This window comes from Mycobacterium sp. 1165196.3 (assembly GCF_001673415.1).
GTDB lineage: Bacteria > Actinomycetota > Actinomycetes > Mycobacteriales > Mycobacteriaceae > Mycobacterium > Mycobacterium europaeum_A.
On record NZ_LZLU01000107.1, the window covers coordinates 1 to 20231 of the forward strand.

Annotated in this window: 20 protein-coding genes and 1 riboswitch; of the genes, 19 read left to right on the plus strand and 1 reads right to left on the minus strand. The window is 67.4% G+C overall.

All coding sequences use genetic code 11. The annotated features are described in order from the left end of the window. The 17 genes from A5659_RS11540 to A5659_RS11620 all read left to right on the plus strand — a co-directional run. A partial coding sequence (locus tag A5659_RS11540; RefSeq protein WP_369829374.1) for a S8 family serine peptidase occupies positions 1-1057 on the plus strand: 1057 nt, incomplete at its 5' end. Positions 1058-1076: 19 nt separating this feature from the next. Further along, entirely contained in the window at positions 1077-2285 is a 1209-nt protein-coding gene (gene eccE / locus A5659_RS11545) for a type VII secretion protein EccE (protein WP_067181147.1), read from the plus strand. Continuing rightward, complete coding sequence (eccA5, locus tag A5659_RS11550) at positions 2282-4114, plus strand: type VII secretion system ESX-5 AAA family ATPase EccA5 (RefSeq protein WP_066872655.1); 1833 nt, start codon at positions 2282-2284, stop codon at positions 4112-4114. Before eccE ends, eccA5 begins: the two co-directional genes overlap by 4 nt. A gap of 124 nt (positions 4115-4238) precedes the next feature. Further along, a riboswitch (M-box (ykoK) riboswitch) is annotated at positions 4239-4414 on the plus strand. Between the two features lie 282 nt (positions 4415-4696). Next, positions 4697-4996, plus strand: coding sequence for a PE family protein (locus A5659_RS11555; protein ID WP_066880855.1), 300 nt, complete (start codon positions 4697-4699; stop codon positions 4994-4996). 18 nt (positions 4997-5014) lie between these two features. Continuing rightward, entirely contained in the window at positions 5015-6196 is a 1182-nt protein-coding gene (locus A5659_RS11560; RefSeq protein WP_067181150.1) for a PPE family protein, read from the plus strand. Between the two features lie 19 nt (positions 6197-6215). Continuing rightward, the gene (locus tag A5659_RS11565) at positions 6216-7427 is read left to right on the plus strand and encodes a PPE family protein (RefSeq protein ID WP_067181154.1); all 1212 of its coding nucleotides are present in this window, start codon (positions 6216-6218) and stop codon (positions 7425-7427) included. Positions 7428-7444: 17 nt separating this feature from the next. Then, positions 7445-7780: a DUF732 domain-containing protein gene (locus A5659_RS11570; RefSeq protein WP_066872668.1), complete on the plus strand. Its 336-nt coding sequence runs from the start codon at positions 7445-7447 to the stop codon at positions 7778-7780. Between the two features lie 1095 nt (positions 7781-8875). After that, positions 8876-10141 carry a PPE family protein gene (locus A5659_RS11575; RefSeq protein ID WP_067181158.1) on the plus strand — a complete coding sequence of 422 codons (1266 nt, stop codon included), beginning with the start codon at positions 8876-8878 and terminating at the stop codon, positions 10139-10141. A gap of 66 nt (positions 10142-10207) precedes the next feature. Next, positions 10208-11611, plus strand: a complete 1404-nt coding sequence (locus A5659_RS11580) for a PPE family protein (RefSeq protein WP_067181161.1) — start codon at positions 10208-10210, stop codon at positions 11609-11611. Between the two features lie 39 nt (positions 11612-11650). Next, positions 11651-11974, plus strand: coding sequence for a DUF732 domain-containing protein (locus A5659_RS11585; protein WP_066872676.1), 324 nt, complete (start codon positions 11651-11653; stop codon positions 11972-11974). A gap of 105 nt (positions 11975-12079) precedes the next feature. Next, positions 12080-12406: a DUF732 domain-containing protein gene (locus tag A5659_RS11590; protein ID WP_066872679.1), complete on the plus strand. Its 327-nt coding sequence runs from the start codon at positions 12080-12082 to the stop codon at positions 12404-12406. A 166-nt stretch (positions 12407-12572) separates the two neighbouring features. Beyond that, a complete protein-coding gene (locus tag A5659_RS11595) occupies positions 12573-13814 on the plus strand; it encodes a PPE family protein (protein ID WP_082976029.1) in 1242 nt (413 codons plus the stop codon). A gap of 86 nt (positions 13815-13900) precedes the next feature. Further along, complete coding sequence (locus A5659_RS11600; RefSeq protein ID WP_066872686.1) at positions 13901-15295, plus strand: PPE family protein; 1395 nt, start codon at positions 13901-13903, stop codon at positions 15293-15295. Beyond that, a complete protein-coding gene (locus A5659_RS11605) occupies positions 15292-15609 on the plus strand; it encodes a DUF732 domain-containing protein (protein ID WP_066872689.1) in 318 nt (105 codons plus the stop codon). The genes A5659_RS11600 and A5659_RS11605 overlap by 4 nt, the downstream gene beginning before the upstream one ends. Positions 15610-15729: 120 nt before the next feature. Continuing rightward, positions 15730-16446, plus strand: coding sequence for an MgtC/SapB family protein (locus tag A5659_RS11610; RefSeq protein ID WP_066872826.1), 717 nt, complete (start codon positions 15730-15732; stop codon positions 16444-16446). A gap of 78 nt (positions 16447-16524) precedes the next feature. Next, complete coding sequence (locus tag A5659_RS11615) at positions 16525-17487, plus strand: sterol desaturase family protein (RefSeq protein WP_066872692.1); 963 nt, start codon at positions 16525-16527, stop codon at positions 17485-17487. Between the two features lie 94 nt (positions 17488-17581). Then, a complete protein-coding gene (locus tag A5659_RS11620) occupies positions 17582-18259 on the plus strand; it encodes a hypothetical protein (RefSeq protein ID WP_066872695.1) in 678 nt (225 codons plus the stop codon). Between the two features lie 25 nt (positions 18260-18284). Here the strand turns inward: A5659_RS11620 and A5659_RS11625 are convergent, their stop codons facing one another. After that, complete coding sequence (locus tag A5659_RS11625; RefSeq protein ID WP_066872698.1) at positions 18285-18746, minus strand: nitroreductase family deazaflavin-dependent oxidoreductase; 462 nt, start codon at positions 18744-18746, stop codon at positions 18285-18287. A gap of 118 nt (positions 18747-18864) precedes the next feature. On the opposite strand from A5659_RS11625, the gene A5659_RS11630 reads away from it, so the two are divergent. After that, positions 18865-19548 carry a TetR/AcrR family transcriptional regulator gene (locus A5659_RS11630; RefSeq protein WP_066872701.1) on the plus strand — a complete coding sequence of 228 codons (684 nt, stop codon included), beginning with the start codon at positions 18865-18867 and terminating at the stop codon, positions 19546-19548. A gap of 133 nt (positions 19549-19681) precedes the next feature. Then, positions 19682-20182 carry a VOC family protein gene (locus A5659_RS11635; RefSeq protein ID WP_066872704.1) on the plus strand — a complete coding sequence of 167 codons (501 nt, stop codon included), beginning with the start codon at positions 19682-19684 and terminating at the stop codon, positions 20180-20182. Positions 20183-20231: the final 49 nt, after the last annotated feature.

The following is a 20231-nucleotide window of genomic DNA, read 5'->3' on the forward strand; positions in this document are numbered from 1 at the left end:
AGCCAGGTGCGGCGAATGTAGGAGGTGGGCTGGTCGTGGGCCACCTCCCACTCTTCGGGCCCCCAAGGCGGGCCCGGACGCGTTCAGCGGGGTGGCTCCGGACGTCGACATCATCGCGATCCGGCAATCCAGCCAGGCCTTCGGCCTCAAGGACGCCTACACCGGTGACGAGGATCCGCAGACCTCGGCGAAGATCGACAACGTGCAGACGATGGCGCGGGCGATCGTGCACGCCGCCAACATGGGGGCTCAGGTCATCAACATCTCCGACGTGACCTGCATGAGCGCGCGCAACATCATCGACCAGCGCTCGCTGGGCGCGGCGGTGCGCTACGCGGCCGTCGACAAGAACGCCGTCATCGTGGCCGCCGCGGGTGACACCAGCAAGAAGGACTGCAAGCAGAACCCGCCGCATGATCCGTTGCAGCCCAACGATCCTCGCAACTGGAACGCGGTCACCACGGTCGTGACGCCGTCCTGGTTCAGCGACTACGTCCTGACGGTCGGCGCCGTGGACAACGACGGCCGCCCGCTCAGCCAGGGCAATCAGGGTCAGGCGTCGACGAGCGTGGCCGGGCCGTGGGTCGGGATCGCCGCACCGGGAACGGACGTCATCGGTCTGTCGCCCCGCGACGACGGGCTGATCAACGCGATCGACGGACCCGACAACACGCTGCTGGTCCCGTCCGGCACCAGCTTCTCGGCGGCGATCGTGTCCGGGGTCGCCGCGCTCGTGCGGGCGAAGTTCCCGCAGCTATCGGCGTATCAGGTCATCAACCGGTTGACGCGCACCGCCCGGGCGCCGGCACGCGGCGTGGACAACCAGGTTGGTCACGGCGTCGTCGACCCGGTCGCGGCTTTGACCTGGGACGTGCCCGACGGTCCGGTGAAACCGCCGCAGCAACTGTCGGCACCCCTGAACATTCCGAAACCCGTGCCGCACCGGGATATGGTGCCAGTGTGGGTGGCCGCCGGCGGCTTGCTGGGGGCGCTACTCATCGGCGGCGGAGTGTTCGGTACGGCGATGCTGATGAAGCGATCGCGGAAACAGCAATAGGGGCGGAGCAGCAACACTCATGAAGGCTCAGCGCAGATTTGGGTTGTCGTTAACGTGGCCGCGGCTGACCGCGGTGTTCTTGGTCGACGTGGTGATCATGGTGGTGGCCAGCCACTGCCCCGAGTCCTGGCAGGGCACGTATCGCATCGCGTTCTGGGTGGGCGTCGGTCTGGCCCTGCTGGTGACGCTGCTGTCGCTGGTCACCTATCACGGGCTGACGGTGACCTCGGGGTTGGCCACGTGGCTGTGGGACTGGTCCGCCGACCCGGGTTCGGCGCTGGCCGCCGGCTGCGCCCCGGCCCTCGACCACCAACGCAAATACGGGCGCGACACGGTCGGCGTGCGCCAGCACGACGGCCAGTTGGTCACGGTGATCACGATCAACGGGGGTGACGAGGAGTCGGCCTCGCGGCTTCGGCACCGCAATTCGCCCCCCACGCTGCTGGTGTCGGCGGTCGCGTCGGGCCTGCGCCAGTTCGACATCCACCTCGACGACATCGACATCGTGTCGGTGAAGGTCCGGCGCGGCGGCCCCGAAGCCAGAGCCGCGGAGTTGTCCAAGCTGGACGACTGGGGGCCCGAAGAGTGGGAGGTGGCCCACGACCAGCCCACCTCCTACATTCGCCGCACCTGGCTGGTGTTGCGGATGAACCCGCAGCGCAACGTCGCCGCCGTGGCCGCCCGCGATTCGCTGGCGTCCACCCTGGTGGCGGCCACCGAGCGGCTCGCCCAGGACCTCGACGGGCTGACCTGTGCGGCCCGGCCGTTGACGGCCGACGAGCTCGCCGAGGTCGACCGGGCGGTGCTGGCCGATCTGGAACCGACCTGGAGCCGTCCCGGGTGGCGACGCCTCAAGCACTTCAACGGTTTCGTCACCAGCCTGTGGTTGTCGCCGTCCGACATCACCACCGAGAAGCTGGACGAGCTGTGGGACGACGAGACCGTCGCGACCGTGCTGACCATCCGGCTCACCTCGCGCGGCGGCCGGCCGCAGGTATCGGCTTGGGTTCGCTACCACACCGAGAAGCGGTTGCGCAGGAACGTCGCGTCGGGGCTCAACCGTCTCACCGGACGCCAGCTGGCCGCGGTGCGCGCCAGCCTGCCCGCCCCCACGGCGCGCCCCCTGCTGGTGGTGCCGAGTCGTCCACTGCGCGCCGACGATGAAGACCTTGCGTTATCCGTCGACCAGCTGCGAGGGAGCTCGGCGGGCGTACCTGTAGCGCAATGACGAGGCCGCAATCCACCGCTGAAGGCGCCCGCAACGCGATGGTCGCCGGCCTGTTGGCCTCCGGCGTCTCGGTCAACGGGCTGCAGCCCAGCCACAACCCGCAGGTCGCGGCGCAGATGTTCGCCACCGCGACCAACCTGGATCCGGGCATGTGTGACGCCTGGCTGGCGCGAATCCTGGTGGGGGAGCAGAGCATTGACGTGCTCTCCGGCGCGTGGTCGGCCATCCGGACGTTCGGTTGGGAGACTCGCCGCCTCGGGGTCACCGAGCTGCAGTTCCGTCCCGAGGTTTCCGACGGGCTGTTCCTGCGGCTGGCGGTGACCAGCGTCGAGACGTTGGCGTGCGCGTACGCCGCGGTCCTGGCCGAAGCGAAACGCTACGAGGAAGCCGCGAAACTCATCGACAGCGTCGAGCCCCGCCAGCCCGTCGACGAGGAACTCGTCAGCTACGTACGCGGCGTGCTGTACTTCCGCACCGCTCGGTGGCCGGATGTGCTCAACCAGTTCGCCGAGGGCAAGAGTTGGCGGCAGCCCGAGCTGAAGGCCGCGGGTGCCGCGATGGCCACCACGGCGCTGGCTTCGCTGGGTGTGTTCGAGGAGGCCTTGCGCCGCGGTCAGGACGCCATCGAAGGTGACCGGGTGCCCGGCGCGGCCAACATCGCCCTGTACACCCAGGGGATGTGCCTGCGGCACCTCGGCCGCGAGGACGAGGCCGTCGAGTTGTTGCGGCGGGTGTACTCGCGAGACCCGAAGTTCACGCCGGCCCGCGAGGCGCTGGACAACCCCAACTATCGGCTGGTCTTGACCGACCCGGAAACGATCGAGGCCCGCACCGACCCGTGGGACCAGGACAGCGCGCCGACCCGGGCCGAGACCGAGGCCGCTCGTCACGCCGAAGAGGCGGCGAAGTACCTGGCCGAGGGCGACGCCGAGCTCAACGCCATGCTGGGCATGGAACGTGCCAAGCGCGAGATCAAGCTCATCAAGTCGACGACCAAGGTGAACCTGGCGCGCGCCAAGATGGGCCTCCCGGTGCCCGTGACCTCGCGCCACACGCTGTTGCTCGGACCGCCCGGCACCGGAAAGACCTCGGTGGCAAGGGCTTTCAGCAAGCAGCTGTGCGGGTTGACCGTGCTGCGCAAGCCCGTGGTGGTGGAGACCAGCCGCACCAAGCTGCTGGGGCGGTACATGGCCGACGCGGAGAAGAACACCGAGGAGATGCTCGAGGGCGCCCTCGGTGGCGCGGTCTTCTTCGACGAGATGCACACGCTGCACGAGAAGGGTTACCAGCAGGGTGACCCGTACGGCAACGCGATCATCAACACGCTGCTGCTGTACATGGAGAACCACCGCGACGAGCTGGTGGTCTTCGGCGCCGGTTACGCCAAGGCCATGGACAAAATGCTGGAAGTGAATCAGGGTCTGCGACGGCGGTTTTCGACCGTCATCGAGTTCTTCAGTTACACCCCGGACGAGCTGGTCGCGCTGACGCGGTTGATGGGCCAGGAGAACGAAGACGTCATCACCGATGAGTCGGCCCAAGCGTTGCTGCCGTCGTACACAAAGTTCTATCTCGACGAAAGTTATTCCGAGGACGGCGATCTCATCCGCGGCATCGATACGCTCGGCAACGCCGGTTTCGTGCGCAACGTGGTGGAGAAGGCCCGGGATCACCGCAGTTTCCGTCTGGACGACGAGGACCTGGATGCGGTGCTGGCCAGCGACGTGACCGAATTCAGCGAACGTCAACTGCTGCGGTTCAAGGAACTGACGCGGGAGGATCTGGCGGAGGGTCTCAGCGCGGCGGTCGCCGAGAAGAAGGCGGACTAACCGGATCCTGGCCCGTCCGGTGGCCGCCATTGCGCGCGCCCCCAGGTGACGGGCGCGTGAACCGTTGGGGATGCGTTGTCCTTCAGCTTGACTCGACGACCGCCGAGTGCCACCATGGCCAATGCAAGCACCTCGCTAGGTGAGGCGTCTGCACGGACATAGGCCACTGACCTCGAACGTCGAAAGACGCCCAGGGTCAGGACAGCTCTTCCCGGATTAAGGGTTGAGCCCAAGTGGCTTCCGGCTTCAGCTAGCCGGATACGCCGTGTGGTGCCGAAGCTCTGACGAGAGGGGTGCCGCAGCCGGCCGTTTCGCCTGGTTGTTCCTCCCCGTGTGCACCGTGTGGCACCCCCGCGTGCCCTGGCTTGGAGGAGGTGAGAGCGACGTGAGTCCCGACGACAGTCCGTATTCCAGATCGATGACCATTTCGCTTCGATCCGACCTCGGCATCGATATTTCCTGAATTGGCTTGTAATTAGCCACCTTTCGTAACGCGCGCGCTCACTGACGTGTGGCGCTGATGCGCGCCCCGGCGCGGCCAGGGATCCTGGCTCGCCTCCTTTCTTGGTGGGGAGATTTGTGATGAACTTTGTTACCGCACAGCCGGATTCGCTGGCCGTCGCCGCCAGCCGGCTGCAAGAGATCGGTTCGGCGCTGACCGCGCAGAGCTCGGCCACCGCGGCCCCGATGACCGGGGTGGTGCCTGCCGCAGCGGATGTGGTGTCGATGCTGACGGCGGCGCAATTCGCCGGACACGGCCAGCTGTTCCAGGCGTTGAGCGCTCAGGCAGCGGCGCTGCATGAGAACTTCGTGATCACCTTGCAGGCCAGCGCCGGCTCGTATGCGGCCACCGAGGCCATCAACGCAGCCTCGGCCCGCTGAAATCGTTGGGAATGCATCATGTTGGATTTTGCGGCGCTGCCGCCGGAAATCAACTCGGCCAGAATGTATTCCGGGCCCGGATCGGGCCCAATGCTGGCCGCCGCCGCGGCATGGAGCACGATGGCCGCGGAGATGCGCTCCGCCGCAGCCGCTTACGGGTCTGTGGTGACCGAACTGACCGGTTCGGGTTGGCTGGGGCCGTCCTCGATGTCGATGTTGGCCGCGGCCGCGCCCTATCTGGCCTGGCTGGACGGCACCGCCACGCACGCCGAGGAGGCCAGCGGCCAGGCGTTCGCGGCAGCGTCCGCCTTCGAGTCGGCCTTTGCCATGACGGTGCCACCGCCGGTGATCGCGGCTAACCGCGCTCAGTTGGCCGCGCTGGTGGCAACCAATGTGTTCGGCCAGAACACGCCCGCGATCGCGGCCACCGAGGCGCAGTATGCCGAAATGTGGGCGCAGGATGCGGCCGCGATGAACGGCTACGCCAGCGCTTCGAGCACCGCGTCCCAACTTGCTCCGTTGGCTGCGCCGCCGTCCACGGCGAATACCGACGGGGTGGCGGCGCAGGCGAACACCGTGGCCCAGGCGGCCCAAACGCCAGCGGGTTCGGTGCAGTCGGCAGTGTCGTCGGGCGGGGGCGGTATCTCGTCGCCCGGTTCGGTGTCGTCGTATCTGGCCGGCCTGCTGAGCGGATCGGATAATTCCGCTTTCGGTACGTTCACGAACGGCAACTTCTTCAGCACGGCCGTGGTCAATGGCGCGCTGGCCGGCGGTCCCTTCAACCCGCAGTTCATCATTTCCTCGGTCCAGGGCGTCCTGGCGGCCCAGCATGCGACGACGCTGGGGGGCCTCGCGGATTTCGCCGCCGACGCCGAAGGCATCACGAGTGCCGACCTGGCGTCGAGCACGGTGGGGTCGGCCGGCCTGGGCGGCGCGTCTGGCGGGGTGGGCAATGCGCATCTGGTGGGGTCGCTGTCCGTGCCGCAGAGCTGGACGTCGACGGCCAATATCAACCCTGGTCAAACGGCCGTCCAGGCCATCGGCGTCACCGGTCTCACCGACGCGACGGCAGCCCCGGCCGCGGGCGGGCCCGGAGGTGTCGCGGGGCCGGTGGGTAGTACCGGTCGGCGACTGCGCCGCGCCATCCCCAAGTACGGGTTCCGGCCCGTCGTCATGCCACGTCCGCCGGCCGCCGGCTGAGAACTCTGGAGAAGATGTCATGTCGCTATATGCGGGATTGCCACCCGAAATCAACTCGGCCAGAATGTATTCCGGCCCCGGCTCGGAATCGATGCTGACCGCCGCCGCCGCGTGGAACGCCATTTCCGCTGAAATGCGTTCCGCTGCGACCAGTTATGAATCGGTGATCGCGGCGCTCACCAGCGAGTCCTGGTTCGGACCGTCCTCGGCGAAAATGTCGGCGTCGGTGGCACCGTTCGTCGAGTGGCTCAACAACACCGCCGTCCAGGCGGAGCGGGCCGGTACCCAAGCCAACGCCGCCGCGGCCGCATACGAGGCCGCGTTCGCCGCAACCGTGCCCCCGGCCCTCGTCGCGGCCAACCGCACGCAGCTGACCAACTTGGTGGCGAGCAACCTATTCGGCCAGAACACTGGATTGATCGCGGCCAATGAGGCCCAATATGGCGAGATGTGGGCGCAAGACGCCGCCGCGATGACCACCTACAGCACCGCCTCGCGCGCGGCAACTCAAATGACCCCGTTCCAACAGCCGCGGTCCGGCACCACCGGCGGCGGCATCGCGCAGCAAGCCGCCACGGTCGCTCAAGCCAACGCCGCGACCGGCGCCAGCGACCCGTCGGGGGGACTGCTTGCATGGCTGGGACTCGCGCCCAACACCAACGGCTCCGGCCAGCCCGGGCTGGCGGGACTCATGAACTTTTTGGATGGATCCGACGGCAACGTATTTGGGAGCTTCCTCAACAACGCCTCGGTCGCAAACTTGTCCAACGCGTTTACCACCAGCGGGTTGTTGAACCCGACGTCGTTCGTCGATTCGGCGGTCAACATGAATTCCATCTCGTCCTTGAATGCGGTAGACGCAAGCACGTCGGGACTGGGGGTGCTGGCCGCCGGCCTTGGGGGCACCGCCAACCTGGCGTCGGTGACCGCGCCCGGCGTGGCAGCGGTAGCCGGCGTCGGACAGGCGAGTCTGGTCGGGGCCCTGTCGGTTCCGCCGGCCTGGGGTGCGGCTGGAGCGGCAATCACGCCAGTGGCGGCGACGACCCAGGTCGGCCTAGGCGCTTACCACGGGTTCGGCTCTGCCACCCCGATGGTGATGGAACAGGCCGGGGCAGTCGGCATGCCGGGTGTGCCGCTGGCGGGCCTCCCCGGTGGGCACGAGGACGAGTTCTCCGAGCCGATGTACGGGTTTCGCCCCCGCATCATGGGTCGCCCACCGGCCGCCGGATAAAGAGAGGGAATTCCGACATGAGGTACCTACCGATTCTGACCGCCGTCATTGCCGTGGTCGGCACGGCAATACCAGCGCACGCCGACTCCGACGACGACGCATTCCTTGCCGCGCTCAACAAGGCGGGTATCACCTACTCGAACCCCGACCGCGCGATAAAGGCGGGGCAAAAGGTATGCGACTTGGCCAACTCAGGGACGACGGAGCTCGACATCATCAGGGACGTCCATGAGCTCAACCCGGCGTTTACCGCAGCAAAATCCGCCCTTTTCGTCCAGGCCGCCGCCAGCGCCTACTGTCCCGACCGTCTCTCCACCAGCGATGGCGGAACGAACCCGCACAGCAGTGGCTAACGCCCACACCGGAGGCTGACGAACGCCGGGTGGCGCGTCGCTGACGTCGTCGCCCTGCCCAATCCGCTCCGGGGGACGGGCCGGCTTCGTGATGCCCCGGCCGTCGATCCCTTATCCGGCGCGCGATCCACAATGGCGGGCTGTTCGGCAACGTCTCATCGTCCGTTGTCGCTGCTTCCAGTGAGACCGGAAGTCGGCAGTGATCTGCAGAAACGGCCTTCCAGGAAACTGCCAGTAGCTAATCAGTGCTACAGCAGAGTGACCGCGTCTACTCGTATGAGGGAACCTGAGGAGAACGGTTGTGACGATCAATTATCAGTTCGGCGCTATAGCGGCCCGAGGTGCTTTGATCCGCGCCCGGGCCGCGCTCTCGGACGCCGAATATCGGGCCGTCGTTCGTGATGTGCCGGTTACTACCGGTGTCCCGTGGAGCGCCGCTGCTCGGCTCGCCAGTCGGAAGGTCACCACGGGCGTCGGTCCGTAAGTTCCAGTTACCTTCCGCGGCAATGCCGGGATGTCCGGGGCGCTATTCCGACGGTCCGCACAATATCGCGCTTAATGATTTCTTGAACCGATATAGGAGGTTGTGAAGATTCGCGATCGGAGACCACAGCGGTAGCTTCTGAGCGTAGTTTATAACGTCGGCAATGGTGCCGGCTATGCATTCAGAATACGCGAGTTAGACATTCACGGATTGAGTTGTATCAAGCCGTCGGTCGATGCTGCCCGCATTTGGCTTTACCACGTGATTTACACCACTAACTCAACGTTGTTATGCAGCATTCTCACACTGGTCAAGCCGTTGCAAACACATTTGTTTAACAAACGTTTACCTGATGGGAACGCCCACCGAATAAGCGTTGGTCAGCATCGTCAGTGCAATAGCAGCGTGGCTTGACCAGTTGTTCATATGCCATTCGGGCATCCATTTACAGCTAGGAGCGGTATGGCTTTGTTGCCTGCAGCACATGAGGTTTGTACATGTGTCTTATAACAATTCCGTCGCACTCCTTGCGAGGTGTCGCCATTGTGTCGATGTCGCGGCCATGGAGCGCTGCGTGCGCCAGCCGCCAGATGAGGGATCGGAGGCCCTAGATGTTGGATTTCGGGGCTTATCCGCCGGAATACAACTCGGGGCGGATGTACGTCGGTGCGGGCTCGGGGCCGCTGCTGGCCGCTGCCGCGGCATGGGATGAATTGGCCGCCGAGCTGCAAAGCACCGGGGCGTCGTACAGCTCGACCATCGAGACGCTTGCAACGGGACCGTGGACGGGACCATCCTCGATCGCCATGGCGGCCGCCGCCGCACCCTACGTGGCCTGGATCCATGCCACCGGCGCGCAAGCCGAACAGGCAGGCGCCCAGGCCAAACTCGCGGCCGACGCCTACGAGGCCGCCTTCGCCGCGACGGTTCCGCCGCCGGTGATCGCCGCCAACCGCGCCCTGCTCGCGACGTTGATCGCGACCAACATCCTCGGCCAGAACACGCCGGCGATCGCCGCCACCGAAGCCCACTACATGGAGATGTGGGCGCAGGACGCCGCCGCGATGTACACGTACGCGGCGACCTCAGCTAGTGCCGCTCAGCTGACCCCGTTCGTCGAGCCCCCGCGGACCACCAACGATTCGGCGGGCCCCACGCAGGCGGCCGCGGTCGCCCAGAGCACCGGGCAGTCAAGCTCGAACACCGCCAGCCAATTGGCGCAGTTGAGCAGCACGATGCAGCCCGCGGCGCAGGCCGCGAGCAACGCCAGCAGCACGACAACGGCGGCGTCCGGTTCGTCACTCACCCTGCCGAGTGCGATAACGAATTGGAACGAGTTCTGGTCGGTCGCCACCGGGCCGTTCTCCCCGCAGTCCTGGACCAGCATCCCGGGCGGTCCATTCCTGTCATTCGGCCAGGCCTACGCCTGGGGGCAGAACGGGCAAGGCGCCGCCGCCTATCTGGCGGGGCCCAAGGCCATTTCTGGGGCGTTGGCGCCGCTGACCAGTGGCGCCAACGCCGTCAAACCCGTGCTCAGCTCCGCGGTCGGGGCGGGGCAGGTATCCGGGTCGATGGGCAAAGCCGCTCTGGTGGGCAGCATGTCGGTGCCGCAGGGCTGGACCGAGGCCGCCCCCGCGATCCGAACCATCGCCCAGGTGCTGCCCACCAACATGGCCGCGGCGCCGGCCGCACTGGCCGGTGAAGAGGGCGTGTTCAGCCAGATGGCCCTGTCCAGCCTGGCCGGACGCGCCGTCGCAGCCGCCGCAACCCGGCCCGCCGGCGGTGCCGCCTCGGCAGCGGGTTCGCTGGGCGGCGTTGCCGCCGAGGCCGATCCGGCCGCGGCCACCATCATCGTGATCCCGTGCATCGAGGAGTGATCGCGATGACGCAATCGCACGGCAGCCAATCACCGACCGTCCGGACGCGAAGGTAGGGGTACGAAGATGTTTTACGGAGCCTTTCCACCCGAGTTCAATTCGGGCCGGATGTACAGCGGTCCGGGCGCGGGGTCTTTGGTGGCCGCGGCGACGGCCTGGCAGAACCTGGCCACCGAATTGCAGTCCACCGCAACGTCTTACTCGTCGGTGCTCTCCAGCCTGACGGCCGGGCCCTGGGTGGGACCGTCATCGCTGGCGATGGCGAGCGCGGCCGCCCCGTACGTCGCCTGGATGCAGCAGACCGCCGCGCAGGCCGCCCAATCCGCGATCCAGGCCACCGAGGCCGCGGCCGCCTACGAGACCGCCTTCGCCGCACACGTGCCGCCGGCGGTGATCGCCGAAAACAGGGCCCTGCTCGCACAGCTGGTGGCCACCAACCTGTTCGGGCAGAACACGTCGGCGATCGCCGCGAATGAGGCCCAGTACAGCGAGTTCTGGGCTCAAGACGCCACCGCCATGGACACCTACTTCGCCGCGTCGGCGACGGCGTCCAACAACCTGACGGAGTTCAGCCCGGCGCCCAAGACCACCAACGAGGCGGCCGAGCCGATGCAAGCGGCCGCGGTGAGTTCGGCGGCCAGCACCCCCGCCGCCAACGTCGCGAACACCGCGGCAAGCGCCGCCACGACCACTCTGCCCTACAGCGGATTGTTCTCGGGCCCGGCGAACCTCGCCTATCTCTACAACCAGTTCGTCACAAATCTTTTGAACGGCCTGCCGGGCGGGTCGAGCTTCTATACGGGCTTGTACAACGCCGTGAAGGTGCCGCTAGGCCTGACCACGCAGTTCAACGACATCGGGTTGCTGGTCAACTTTCCGTTGTCGCAATGGCTCAAGTTCGCCCCGCCCATCGGGTATGGGGCGCTGCCGAAAGACGCCCTGGGCGCCGGGCTGGGGGCGTTGGGCTTCGGCCGCGGCACCCTGTACAGCTCGATCACCCCGATCGCCGGCATGGGCAACGCCGGCACCCTGGTCGGAAAGCTGTCCATCCCGCCGAGCTGGGCCACGTCCACCCCGGCCATCAGAACGGTTGCGGCCGCGCTGTCGGCGGCCGGAACCGAAGCCGTGCCCGCGGCCGCGCTGGGCCAGGGGAGCCTGTTCAGTTCGATGGGGCTGGCCGGGATGCTCGGTAGCGCCGTCGGCTCCGGTGGACCCACGGTGGCGCGTGCCGGTGTGCGCAACCGGATGACTCCCATCAAGGACCTCAAAGACAAGCAATCACCGGAACAGCTGAAACGCCTTGTCGCACAGATCTCGGAGCAGCCTGAAACCGTCCAGCACCACAACGTCGATCAAGAGAACCTCGACGCGCTGCTCGAGCAGCTGGCCAAGAAGCCGGGCATCCACGCGGTGCATCTGAAGAAGGGCGACAAGTCAAAGGTCATACCCGCCGATGCCCAATTGGGTTGAGCGGCACGGACAATCCGCCACGACGGAAAGGTGATAGCGATGAAAAGACTACTGGCGTTGCTTGGCGTCGTTGTGATGATCGGGTTGGCCGCACCGGCGTACGCGGATCCTCCGCCGGTGCCCGACGGGGACGACGGCGGCTTCGTCGCCGCGCTGCAGCAGGCCGGCTTCAGCTTCAGCAGCCCGGGGTCGGCCGTCGCCGCCGGCAGGGCGGTGTGTTCGTGCTTGAACAACGGCGAGTCGGGCCTCGAGCTGGTCCACGACGTGAAAACCCACAATCCCGGGATGGACATGGAGATGGCGTCGAATTTCGCCGTGCTTTCCGCGAAGTACTACTGCCCCCACCAGCTTTCCAAGGCCTGACGCCCGCCCGCGGCGCTGACCTGTGAAACACACTGCAGCTCAACATGTCTGCGAAGCGCCGCGCGCCGCTGCGGTCATCTCCTGAACATGGGACAATCACCGGTCATGAGACTGCTGCTCGCGCTCGGCGTCGGCGTTTCGGCCGCGATCGCGCTGGCCCCGCTCACCCATGGCGACCCGGCGGCACCCGGCGTCGACGAGGCCGGTTTCCTCGCCTCGCTGCGCAGCGCGGGCATCACCTACTCGACCCCTGACGGGGCGATCAAGTTCGCCAAAGCGGTGTGCGTGTCGATGGGCAACGGCGAATTCGGCCCGCAAATGCTGGACGAGCTCAAGAGTGAAAACCCCGGGCTCACCAATGATCACGCCACGTCCTTCCTGGCGATCGCGGCGAAATACTATTGCCCGCAGCAACTCTACGCAAAACGCTGACCTAGCGACGGCGGGTTCGACCGCGGCGGAGCACCTCTCCAATCACATGAAACATAGATATGTTCCGCCTGTGAATCCCATGAATTCCATTTGAGCCGGAGCTTGTTTGCCGGCTGGTGGCGTATGCGCTCCTACCCTGGCGCCAGAGGAGGACGGGAGGCAACGGGTGGACTTTGGGGCGCTGCCACCAGAGGTCAATTCGGGACGGATGTACGTGGGCGCCGGATCGGGGCCCTTGCTGGCCGCCGCCGCGGCATGGGATGCGCTGGGAGCCGAGCTGTATTCCTATGCGGCGGCATACAGTTCGACGATTTCGGGCATGACCATCGGGTCCTGGTTTGGACCGGCGGCGACGTCGATGAGTGCCGCCGTCGCCCCGTATGTGGCATGGGCAAACCAGTCCGCTGCCCAGGCGGAACAGGTCGCGATGCAGGCAAGGCTCGCTGCCATGGCCTACGAGACCGCGTTCGCGGCGACCGTGCCCCCACCGGCGATCGCCGCCAACCGCAGCCTGTTGATGACGCTGATCGCCACGAACATCCTCGGCCAGAACACCGCGGCCATCGCGGCCGCCGAAGCGGAGTACGCCGAGATGTGGGCCCAGGACGCCGCCGCGATGTATGCCTACGCCGCCGCGTCGGCTGCGGCCACCCAGTTGCCGCCCTTCGCTGAGCCGCCGCCGACGACTGATTCGTCCGCGGTGGCGAGGCAATCCGCAGCGCTGGCGCAGAACGCCGCGTCGGACGTCGCATCCCAGCTGCCGGCGCTGATCGACGCGCTGCCCACGATGCTGCAAGGCCTGGCGTCGACCCCTTCGGCGGCGGCGGCGACGCCGGCGGCATCGATCATCGAAACCATTTACCCCATCACCGCCGCCCTCAGGCCATTTTTCGCCGCCATCACCGGCGCCTACAGCCCCATCGGGGCGATCATCTTGCCCGGCGGCTGGTGGCTGCTGTCCCTGCAGGCCTTAGGGCTGGCCCAAAACGCGCCGGGTGTCGCCGAACTGCTCGGCGGCGGGAAGGCCATCGCCGGCGGGTTGTCGCCGCTGGCTCCGTTGCGGGGCGGCTACGTCTCCGCGGTGACACCAGAGATCGGGGGCGTAGCGGGGTCCATGGGCCGCGCGACCCTGGTCGGATCGCTGTCGGTCCCGCAAGGCTGGGCCGCAGCCGCGCCCGTGATGAAGACAGTCGCCTCGGTACTGCCGAGCGCGAGTACGGGGCCAATCCCGACGATCCCCACGACGCCGCAAGGGGTGATGTTCGGCGAGATGGCCGCGGCGAGCCTGGCCGGACGCGCTTTGGCGGGCGCCGGTGTGCGCACCGTCAGCAATGGCACCACCGGCCTCGCGGCGGCGGCTGATGGCGTTGCCACCACGGCCACAATCATTGTGGTACCGGCGGATTGAGCGGACCTTCGACATGACACCTCGGACGGCACCGAACCATCGCACCATGGAGAACGCGCCATGCCCGCTGTGACCAGGGCGCCGCGATGAATTTCGCTCTCCAGCCACCCGAGATCACCTCTGGCCAGATGTACCTGGGTCCGGGGGCGGGACCGATGCTGACGGCCGCCGCCGCGTGGGACGCGTTAGCGGCCGAATTGCAGTCGGCCGCATCGTCTTACAGTTCGGTCATCGAGGGGCTGACGAACGAGGCGTGGGCCGGCCCGTCGGCGGTCGCCATGGCCGCCGCCGCCGCGCCGTACGCGGCCTGGATGTCGACGATTGCGGCGCAGGCGAAGACGGCGGCCATCCATGCGACGGCGGCCGCGGCGGCCTACGAGAGCGCCTTCGCGGCGGTGGTGCCACCGACCGCGATCGCGACCAATCGCGCACGATTGGCAATGCTGTTGGCCACCAACGTTTTCGGGCAGAACACCACCGCGATCGCCGCAACCGAGACCGAATACGGCGAAATGTGGGCGCAGGACGCCACCGCGATGTTCGGCTACGCCAGCGCGTCTGCCGCCGCCACCCGGCTGACCCCGTTCACCGAGCCACCCCAGACCACCAACGCGACGGGAATCGCCGCCCAGTCGGCCGCGGTGGGCCAGGCCAGCGCTTTAGCAAGCGGTACCGGTGCGGCCGCGGACGCCGCGTCCCCACCGTCGGGCATCATCAGCCAGCTACTCGAGGCCCTCGGCAGCGCTTCCCGCGGCTACATGGAGTTCTGGGACCAGGTGCTCAACACCCTCACGGGTTCCCCGCTGGCCGGCACGACGTGGCAGAACACCTTCGGCATCCTCGCCGACATCGGCCGGTTCAGCACGGTCGCCAACGACAGCATGAGCCCGATCAACCTCGCCATGACCGAGTTCAAGATGTTCTACAAAGTCCCGGTCGAGGGCATCGAAATCCCGAAGTCCGCCTTGGGTGCAGGGCTCGGTCTGCGGTCGGCCGGCGCGGGCCTGACCGGCGCGGTATCAGCCGGCGTGGGCGAGGCGAACGTTGTGGGCAAATTGTCGGTGCCGCCGACCTGGGCCTCGGCGACCCCGGCGATCAGGCTGGCCAGCAGCCTTCCGGCCGCCGGCCTGGCCGCGGCCCCCACCGCCGCGATCCCAGGCAGCCTGCTCGGTCAGATGGCACTGGGCAGCCTGACCGGGGGCGCCCTCGGCGCTGTCGCGCCGCAAGTAGTGGGCGGCAGAGGCGTCCGGGCCGGCGGTGCCACGAAGAGCACCGCCCCCGTCAAACTCGACGACGTCATCGCGAAGCTGCAAAAGCAACCGGAAGCCGTGCAGCACTGGAATGTCGACAAGGCCGGCCTGGACGCTCTGCTCGACCAACTGTCGACAAAGCCCGGCATCCATGCGGTGCACGTGTCCAGTGGTGACAAGCCCACGGTGACCCCGCCCGACGCCCCGGTCAGGAGGGCGCGAACGGTATGAGACTCCTACTGGCGCTGCTCGGCGCCATCGGCACGATCAGCTTCGCGGCGCTCGCGCATGCCGAGCCCGAGGGGGACGATGGGGCGTTTCTGGCAAACCTCGACAGTTCGGGCATCACCTACAGCAGCCCCGGCCAGGTCATCGCGTCCGCCAAAGCCGTGTGCGGCTTGCTGGGCAGGGGTGAAACGGGTTTGCAGGTCGTCAGCGACATCAAGGACCAAAACCCCGGCATGACGATGGACGCCGCGGCCAAATTCGCGGCGCTCGCGTCGAGCGCCTACTGTCCGCACCACCTGACGCCCAAAACCGGTTAGCCCGGGCTCGCCGTTCGCGGGGGATACTCCCGACGTCGGCGATTCGGTCGGCTCCACTTGCCGTTAACCCGGATCTGGTTAGCTCCCTTCGCCGTCTTGCAACCGGGAAGGAGCGTGTCGTTGGAGACGTTGAGCGCCCTCGATTTCGCGCTCCGGCTCGGCGTCGGCGTCGGCTGCGGCGCCCTCATCGGCCTGGAACGGCAATGGCGGGCGCGTCGGGCCGGGCTGCGCACCAACGCGCTGGTCGCCGGAGGCGCCACCCTGTTCGTCCTGTACGCGGCCGCCACCTCCGACAGCAGCCCGACGCGCGTCGCGTCCTATGTGGTGTCCGGTATCGGATTCCTCGGCGGTGGGGTGATCCTGCGGGAGGGCGTCAACGTCCGTGGCCTGAACACGGCCGCCACATTGTGGTGCTCGGCGGCGATCGGCGTGCTGGCGGCTTCCGGGCACCTGGTGTTCGCGCTGATCGGCACCGCCACCGTCGTCGGCATTCATGTCCTGGGACGCCCGCTCGGCCGGCTGATCGATCGCGACAACAGCGCCGAGGAAGACGAAAGCCTGCTGCCGTATCTGGTCCAGGTGATCTGCCGTCCCAAGCACGAGAAGTACGCCCGCGCCCAGATCGTCCAGCACGCCGGCAGCAACGACATCACGCTTCGCGGGATCCACACCGGCAACCCGGACGGCGATGAGGTCGCGCTGACCGCCCACCTGCTGATGAACGGCGATGCCCCGGCGCGGCTGGAGCGGCTGGTGGCCGAACTGTCGCTGCTGCCCGGCGTCCGCGCGGTGCAGTGGTATGCCGGGGACGAAGCGCAGTCCGACGATCGTCGCTGATCGACGTGCCACCGCGGTGCGGCGCCCGACCGACCGTGGCGAGGTGAATACCGCGGCGCTCGTCGTAGTCTTACCTGTGTGAGCGCCCTCTCAGGCTTCCTATCCGCGCTGCCTCCGCAGATGCGGGATCCGGTGCTCTTCGCCGTCCCGTTCTTCCTGCTGCTGTTGACCCTCGAATGGACCGCCGCCCGAAAGCTGGAACATCTGACGGCCGAGGCGGCCGAGGGGGCCGACGCCGTCGTTGCCGCGCGGCCGGCCTCGGGAGCCCACCTGACCCGCGACTCGATGGCGAGCATCTCGATGGGGCTGGTGTCGGTGGCCACCACCGCCGGCTGGAAGACGCTGGCGCTGTTCGGCTACGCGGCGATCTACGCCTACGTGGCGCCCTGGCAGCTGCCCGCGACCCGTTGGTACACCTGGGTGATCGCGATCCTCGGTGTGGACCTGCTCTACTACGCCTATCACCGGATCGCGCACCGCGTGCGGTTGATCTGGGCGACGCACCAGGCCCATCACTCCAGCGAGTACTACAACTTCGCCACCGCGCTGCGCCAGAAGTGGAACAACAGCGGCGAAATCCTGATGTGGATCCCGTTGCCGCTGTTGGGGATTCCACCGTGGATGGTGTTCTTCAGTTTTTCGCTGAACTTGATCTACCAGTTCTGGATCCACACCGAGCGCATCGACAAGCTGCCGCGACCGTTCGAGTTCGTCTTCAACACGCCGTCGCACCACCGGGTGCACCACGGAATGGACAAGGTGTATCTCGACAAGAACTACGGCGGCATCTTCATCGTCTGGGACCGGCTCTTCGGCACCTTCCAGCCCGAGCTGTTCCGGCCGCATTACGGGCTCACCAAGCGGGTGGACACGTTCAACATCTGGACGTTGCAGACCCGCGAATACGTCGCGATTGCCCGCGACTGGCGCTCGGCGACGCGCCTGCGTGACCGGTTGGGGTACGTGTTCGGCCCGCCGGGCTGGCTGCCGCGGGCGGCCCGTCCGGCCGACGCCACCACCCCGCTCGTGACCTCGCTGTAACATTTGCGCGGGCCGGCGCGAAAAGCCGAGCGTGGAGGAGGGTTACGCCGTGACCCCCGCCTCCCGTCAGTATCGGCCCGATGGATCGGAGTTCATGGTGCATCGACTGGCAACGCGCGCATTCGCCGCGTCGACTACTGTCGCAGCGCTCGCCTCCTTGCTGCCGGCCGCGCAGGCCAAAGCCGACGTCATGGTGTACCCGGGCATGGAGATACGCCAGGACAACCGGGTGTGCACGCTCGGCTACGTCGACCCCGCTCTCAAGATCGCATTCACCGCGGGCCACTGCCGTAGCGGGGCCGGAGTGGTGACGGACCGGGGCGGCGCCGTCATCGGCCGGATGGCGGCCTTCCGGGACAACACGCCCAGCGGGACGACGGTGTCCACCAGCCAGACGATCAGCGACTACGAAGCGATCGTGCTGGACAACAGCGTGACGGCGAACAACATCCTGCCGGGCGGTCGGCCGCTCGTCTCCGACCCCGGGCTGGCGCTCGCGCCCGGACAGCCCGTCTGCCATTTCGGCGTGATCACCGGGGAAACCTGCGGGACGGTGGAAAGCGTGAACAACGGCTGGTTCACCATGTCGCACGGCGTGCAAAGCCACAACGGCGATTCGGGCGGACCGGTGTACCTGGCGCCCAACGGCGGCCCGGGACAGATCGTCGGGATCTTCAACAGCGTGTGGGGTGACTTGCCCGCCGCGGTGTCGTGGGGGGCCACGTCGCAGGAGGTCCGCGAGGATCTCGGCGTGCGCGACAACGCGCACTAGGTCATTGCGTGCGCGACAACGCGCACTAGGCCAAGCCGGCTGCGCCGATCGGGGTCAGCGCGAACACCGGAATCGAGGGAGCGGCGGCGCGGAACTGCTCGTCGGTGCTGTCCGGGGTTAATCCGGCGACGTACCCCTTGACCTGCCAATACCACCGGGCCAGATAGCGCCTCAGCAGCTCGGGCTTGGCCGCGTCATCGACCTCGCTGACCCGGAGGCTGCGCCGGTGCCAGCGGGGGCCCACCTCGACGACGGCGGCCGCCCGGACATTGCGGGCCCACTGGGTGTTGCCGCGCGGGGAGACCAGGTAGTCGACGCCGTCGACGGTCAGCAGGTTGATCACGACGGCGCGCGGCTTTCCGGTTTTGCGACCGCGCACCCGCAAGGCCCGGGTGCCGGCGATGCTGATCCCCGCTTCGGCCAGCCAGCGGATGACCCGGTTGGCGGCGCGCGCGGCCCGGTTCGGTTCTTCGTATCGCGTGGACATGTCGTGGCCTCTCAGCAATCCCGATCGAAACGAGAGCGATGCTCTCGGTTTCGACGATGCTGCCACGACCCGCCGCGGAAAGCAAGAGCGGTGTTCTCGGTCGTGACAGACTGGCGGCGTGGGCAAACGCCAGGAATCGCGCGAGCAGATCGAGGCGCGCATCATCGAACTCGGTCGCCGCCAGTTGGTCGACCGCGGCGCCGCCGGACTGTCGGTGCGTGCGATAGCCCGCGACCTGGGCATGGTGTCCTCGGCGGTGTACCGCTACGTGTCCAGCCGCGACGAACTGCTGACCCTGCTGCTCGTCGACGCCTATTCCGACCTGGCCGATGCCGTGGATCGCGCCCGTCAGTCGGTCGGCGACCTGTGGAGCGACGATGTCGTCGCCATCGCGCGAGCCACCCGGGAGTGGGCCGTCGCGCACCCGGCCTGCTGGGCCCTGCTGTACGGCAGTCCCGTGCCCGGATATCACGCGCCGCCCGAGCGCACGGTTGCGGTGGGTACCCGGGTGGTGGCGGCGCTGTTCGACGCGGTCGCGGCGGGAATCGCCACAGGTGACATCCGGCTGACCAATGATGTTGCCCCGCAACCGATGTCGTCGGACTTCGAACGGATCCGTCAGGAATTCGGGTTCCCCGGTGACGACCAGGTGCTGGCCAAGTGCTTTTTGCTGTGGGCGGGTGTGCTCGGCGCCATCAGCCTCGAGGTGTTCGGGCAATACGGCGCCGACACCCTGACCGACCCGCAGGGCGTCTTCGAGGCCCAGCTGCGGCTGCTGGTGGACGTACTGAGCCGGCACTGACGGGCGCGGCGGCCGCCGGCAAACCATAATTAGAACGTGTTCACCCGGTGAGCAGGCGGCCGGAGCAGCCGCCCACGGCAAAGTCATTCGGGCCCTTTCTGGCGGCCCGGCGGCTGGACTATTGTGCGAGACGATGACGCTTCCCCTCGAATCACCGACGCAGATTGCCTGGGTCACCGGCGACCTGGATGCCACCGAAACGGCCCTCACCGGCCTGTTAGGGGTGCGCAAGTGGGTGCGCATACCCGAGGTGCACTTTGCTCCGGAAGCGTGCAGCTACCGCGGCGAGGCCGCCGACTTCTTTGCCAGCATCTCGCTGAGCTACCTCGGCGACATGCAGTTGGAACTGATCCAGCCGGTCCGCGGCCAGAACATCTATAGTGACTTCCTGTCCGAGTGCGGGCCGGGTTTGCACCACGTCTGCATGGAGGTCGAAAGCCCCGAGCAACTGGAAGTGGCGGTGAGCGAGGCCGGCGAGCGGGGCGCCGCGGTTGTGCAGCGAGGCGTGATGCCCGGCGGCATCCACTTCGTCTACCTGTCCGCGCCGCAGGCGGGTGTGCCGTATGTGGAGGTTGCGTACGTTTCGCCCGAAATGCGGGCCTTTTACGACTACATCAAACAGGAGCAGCGGTGAGCCGCGCCGGCGACGGTGCGCGACGCAGCGATGAGGAGGAGTGGCGCCC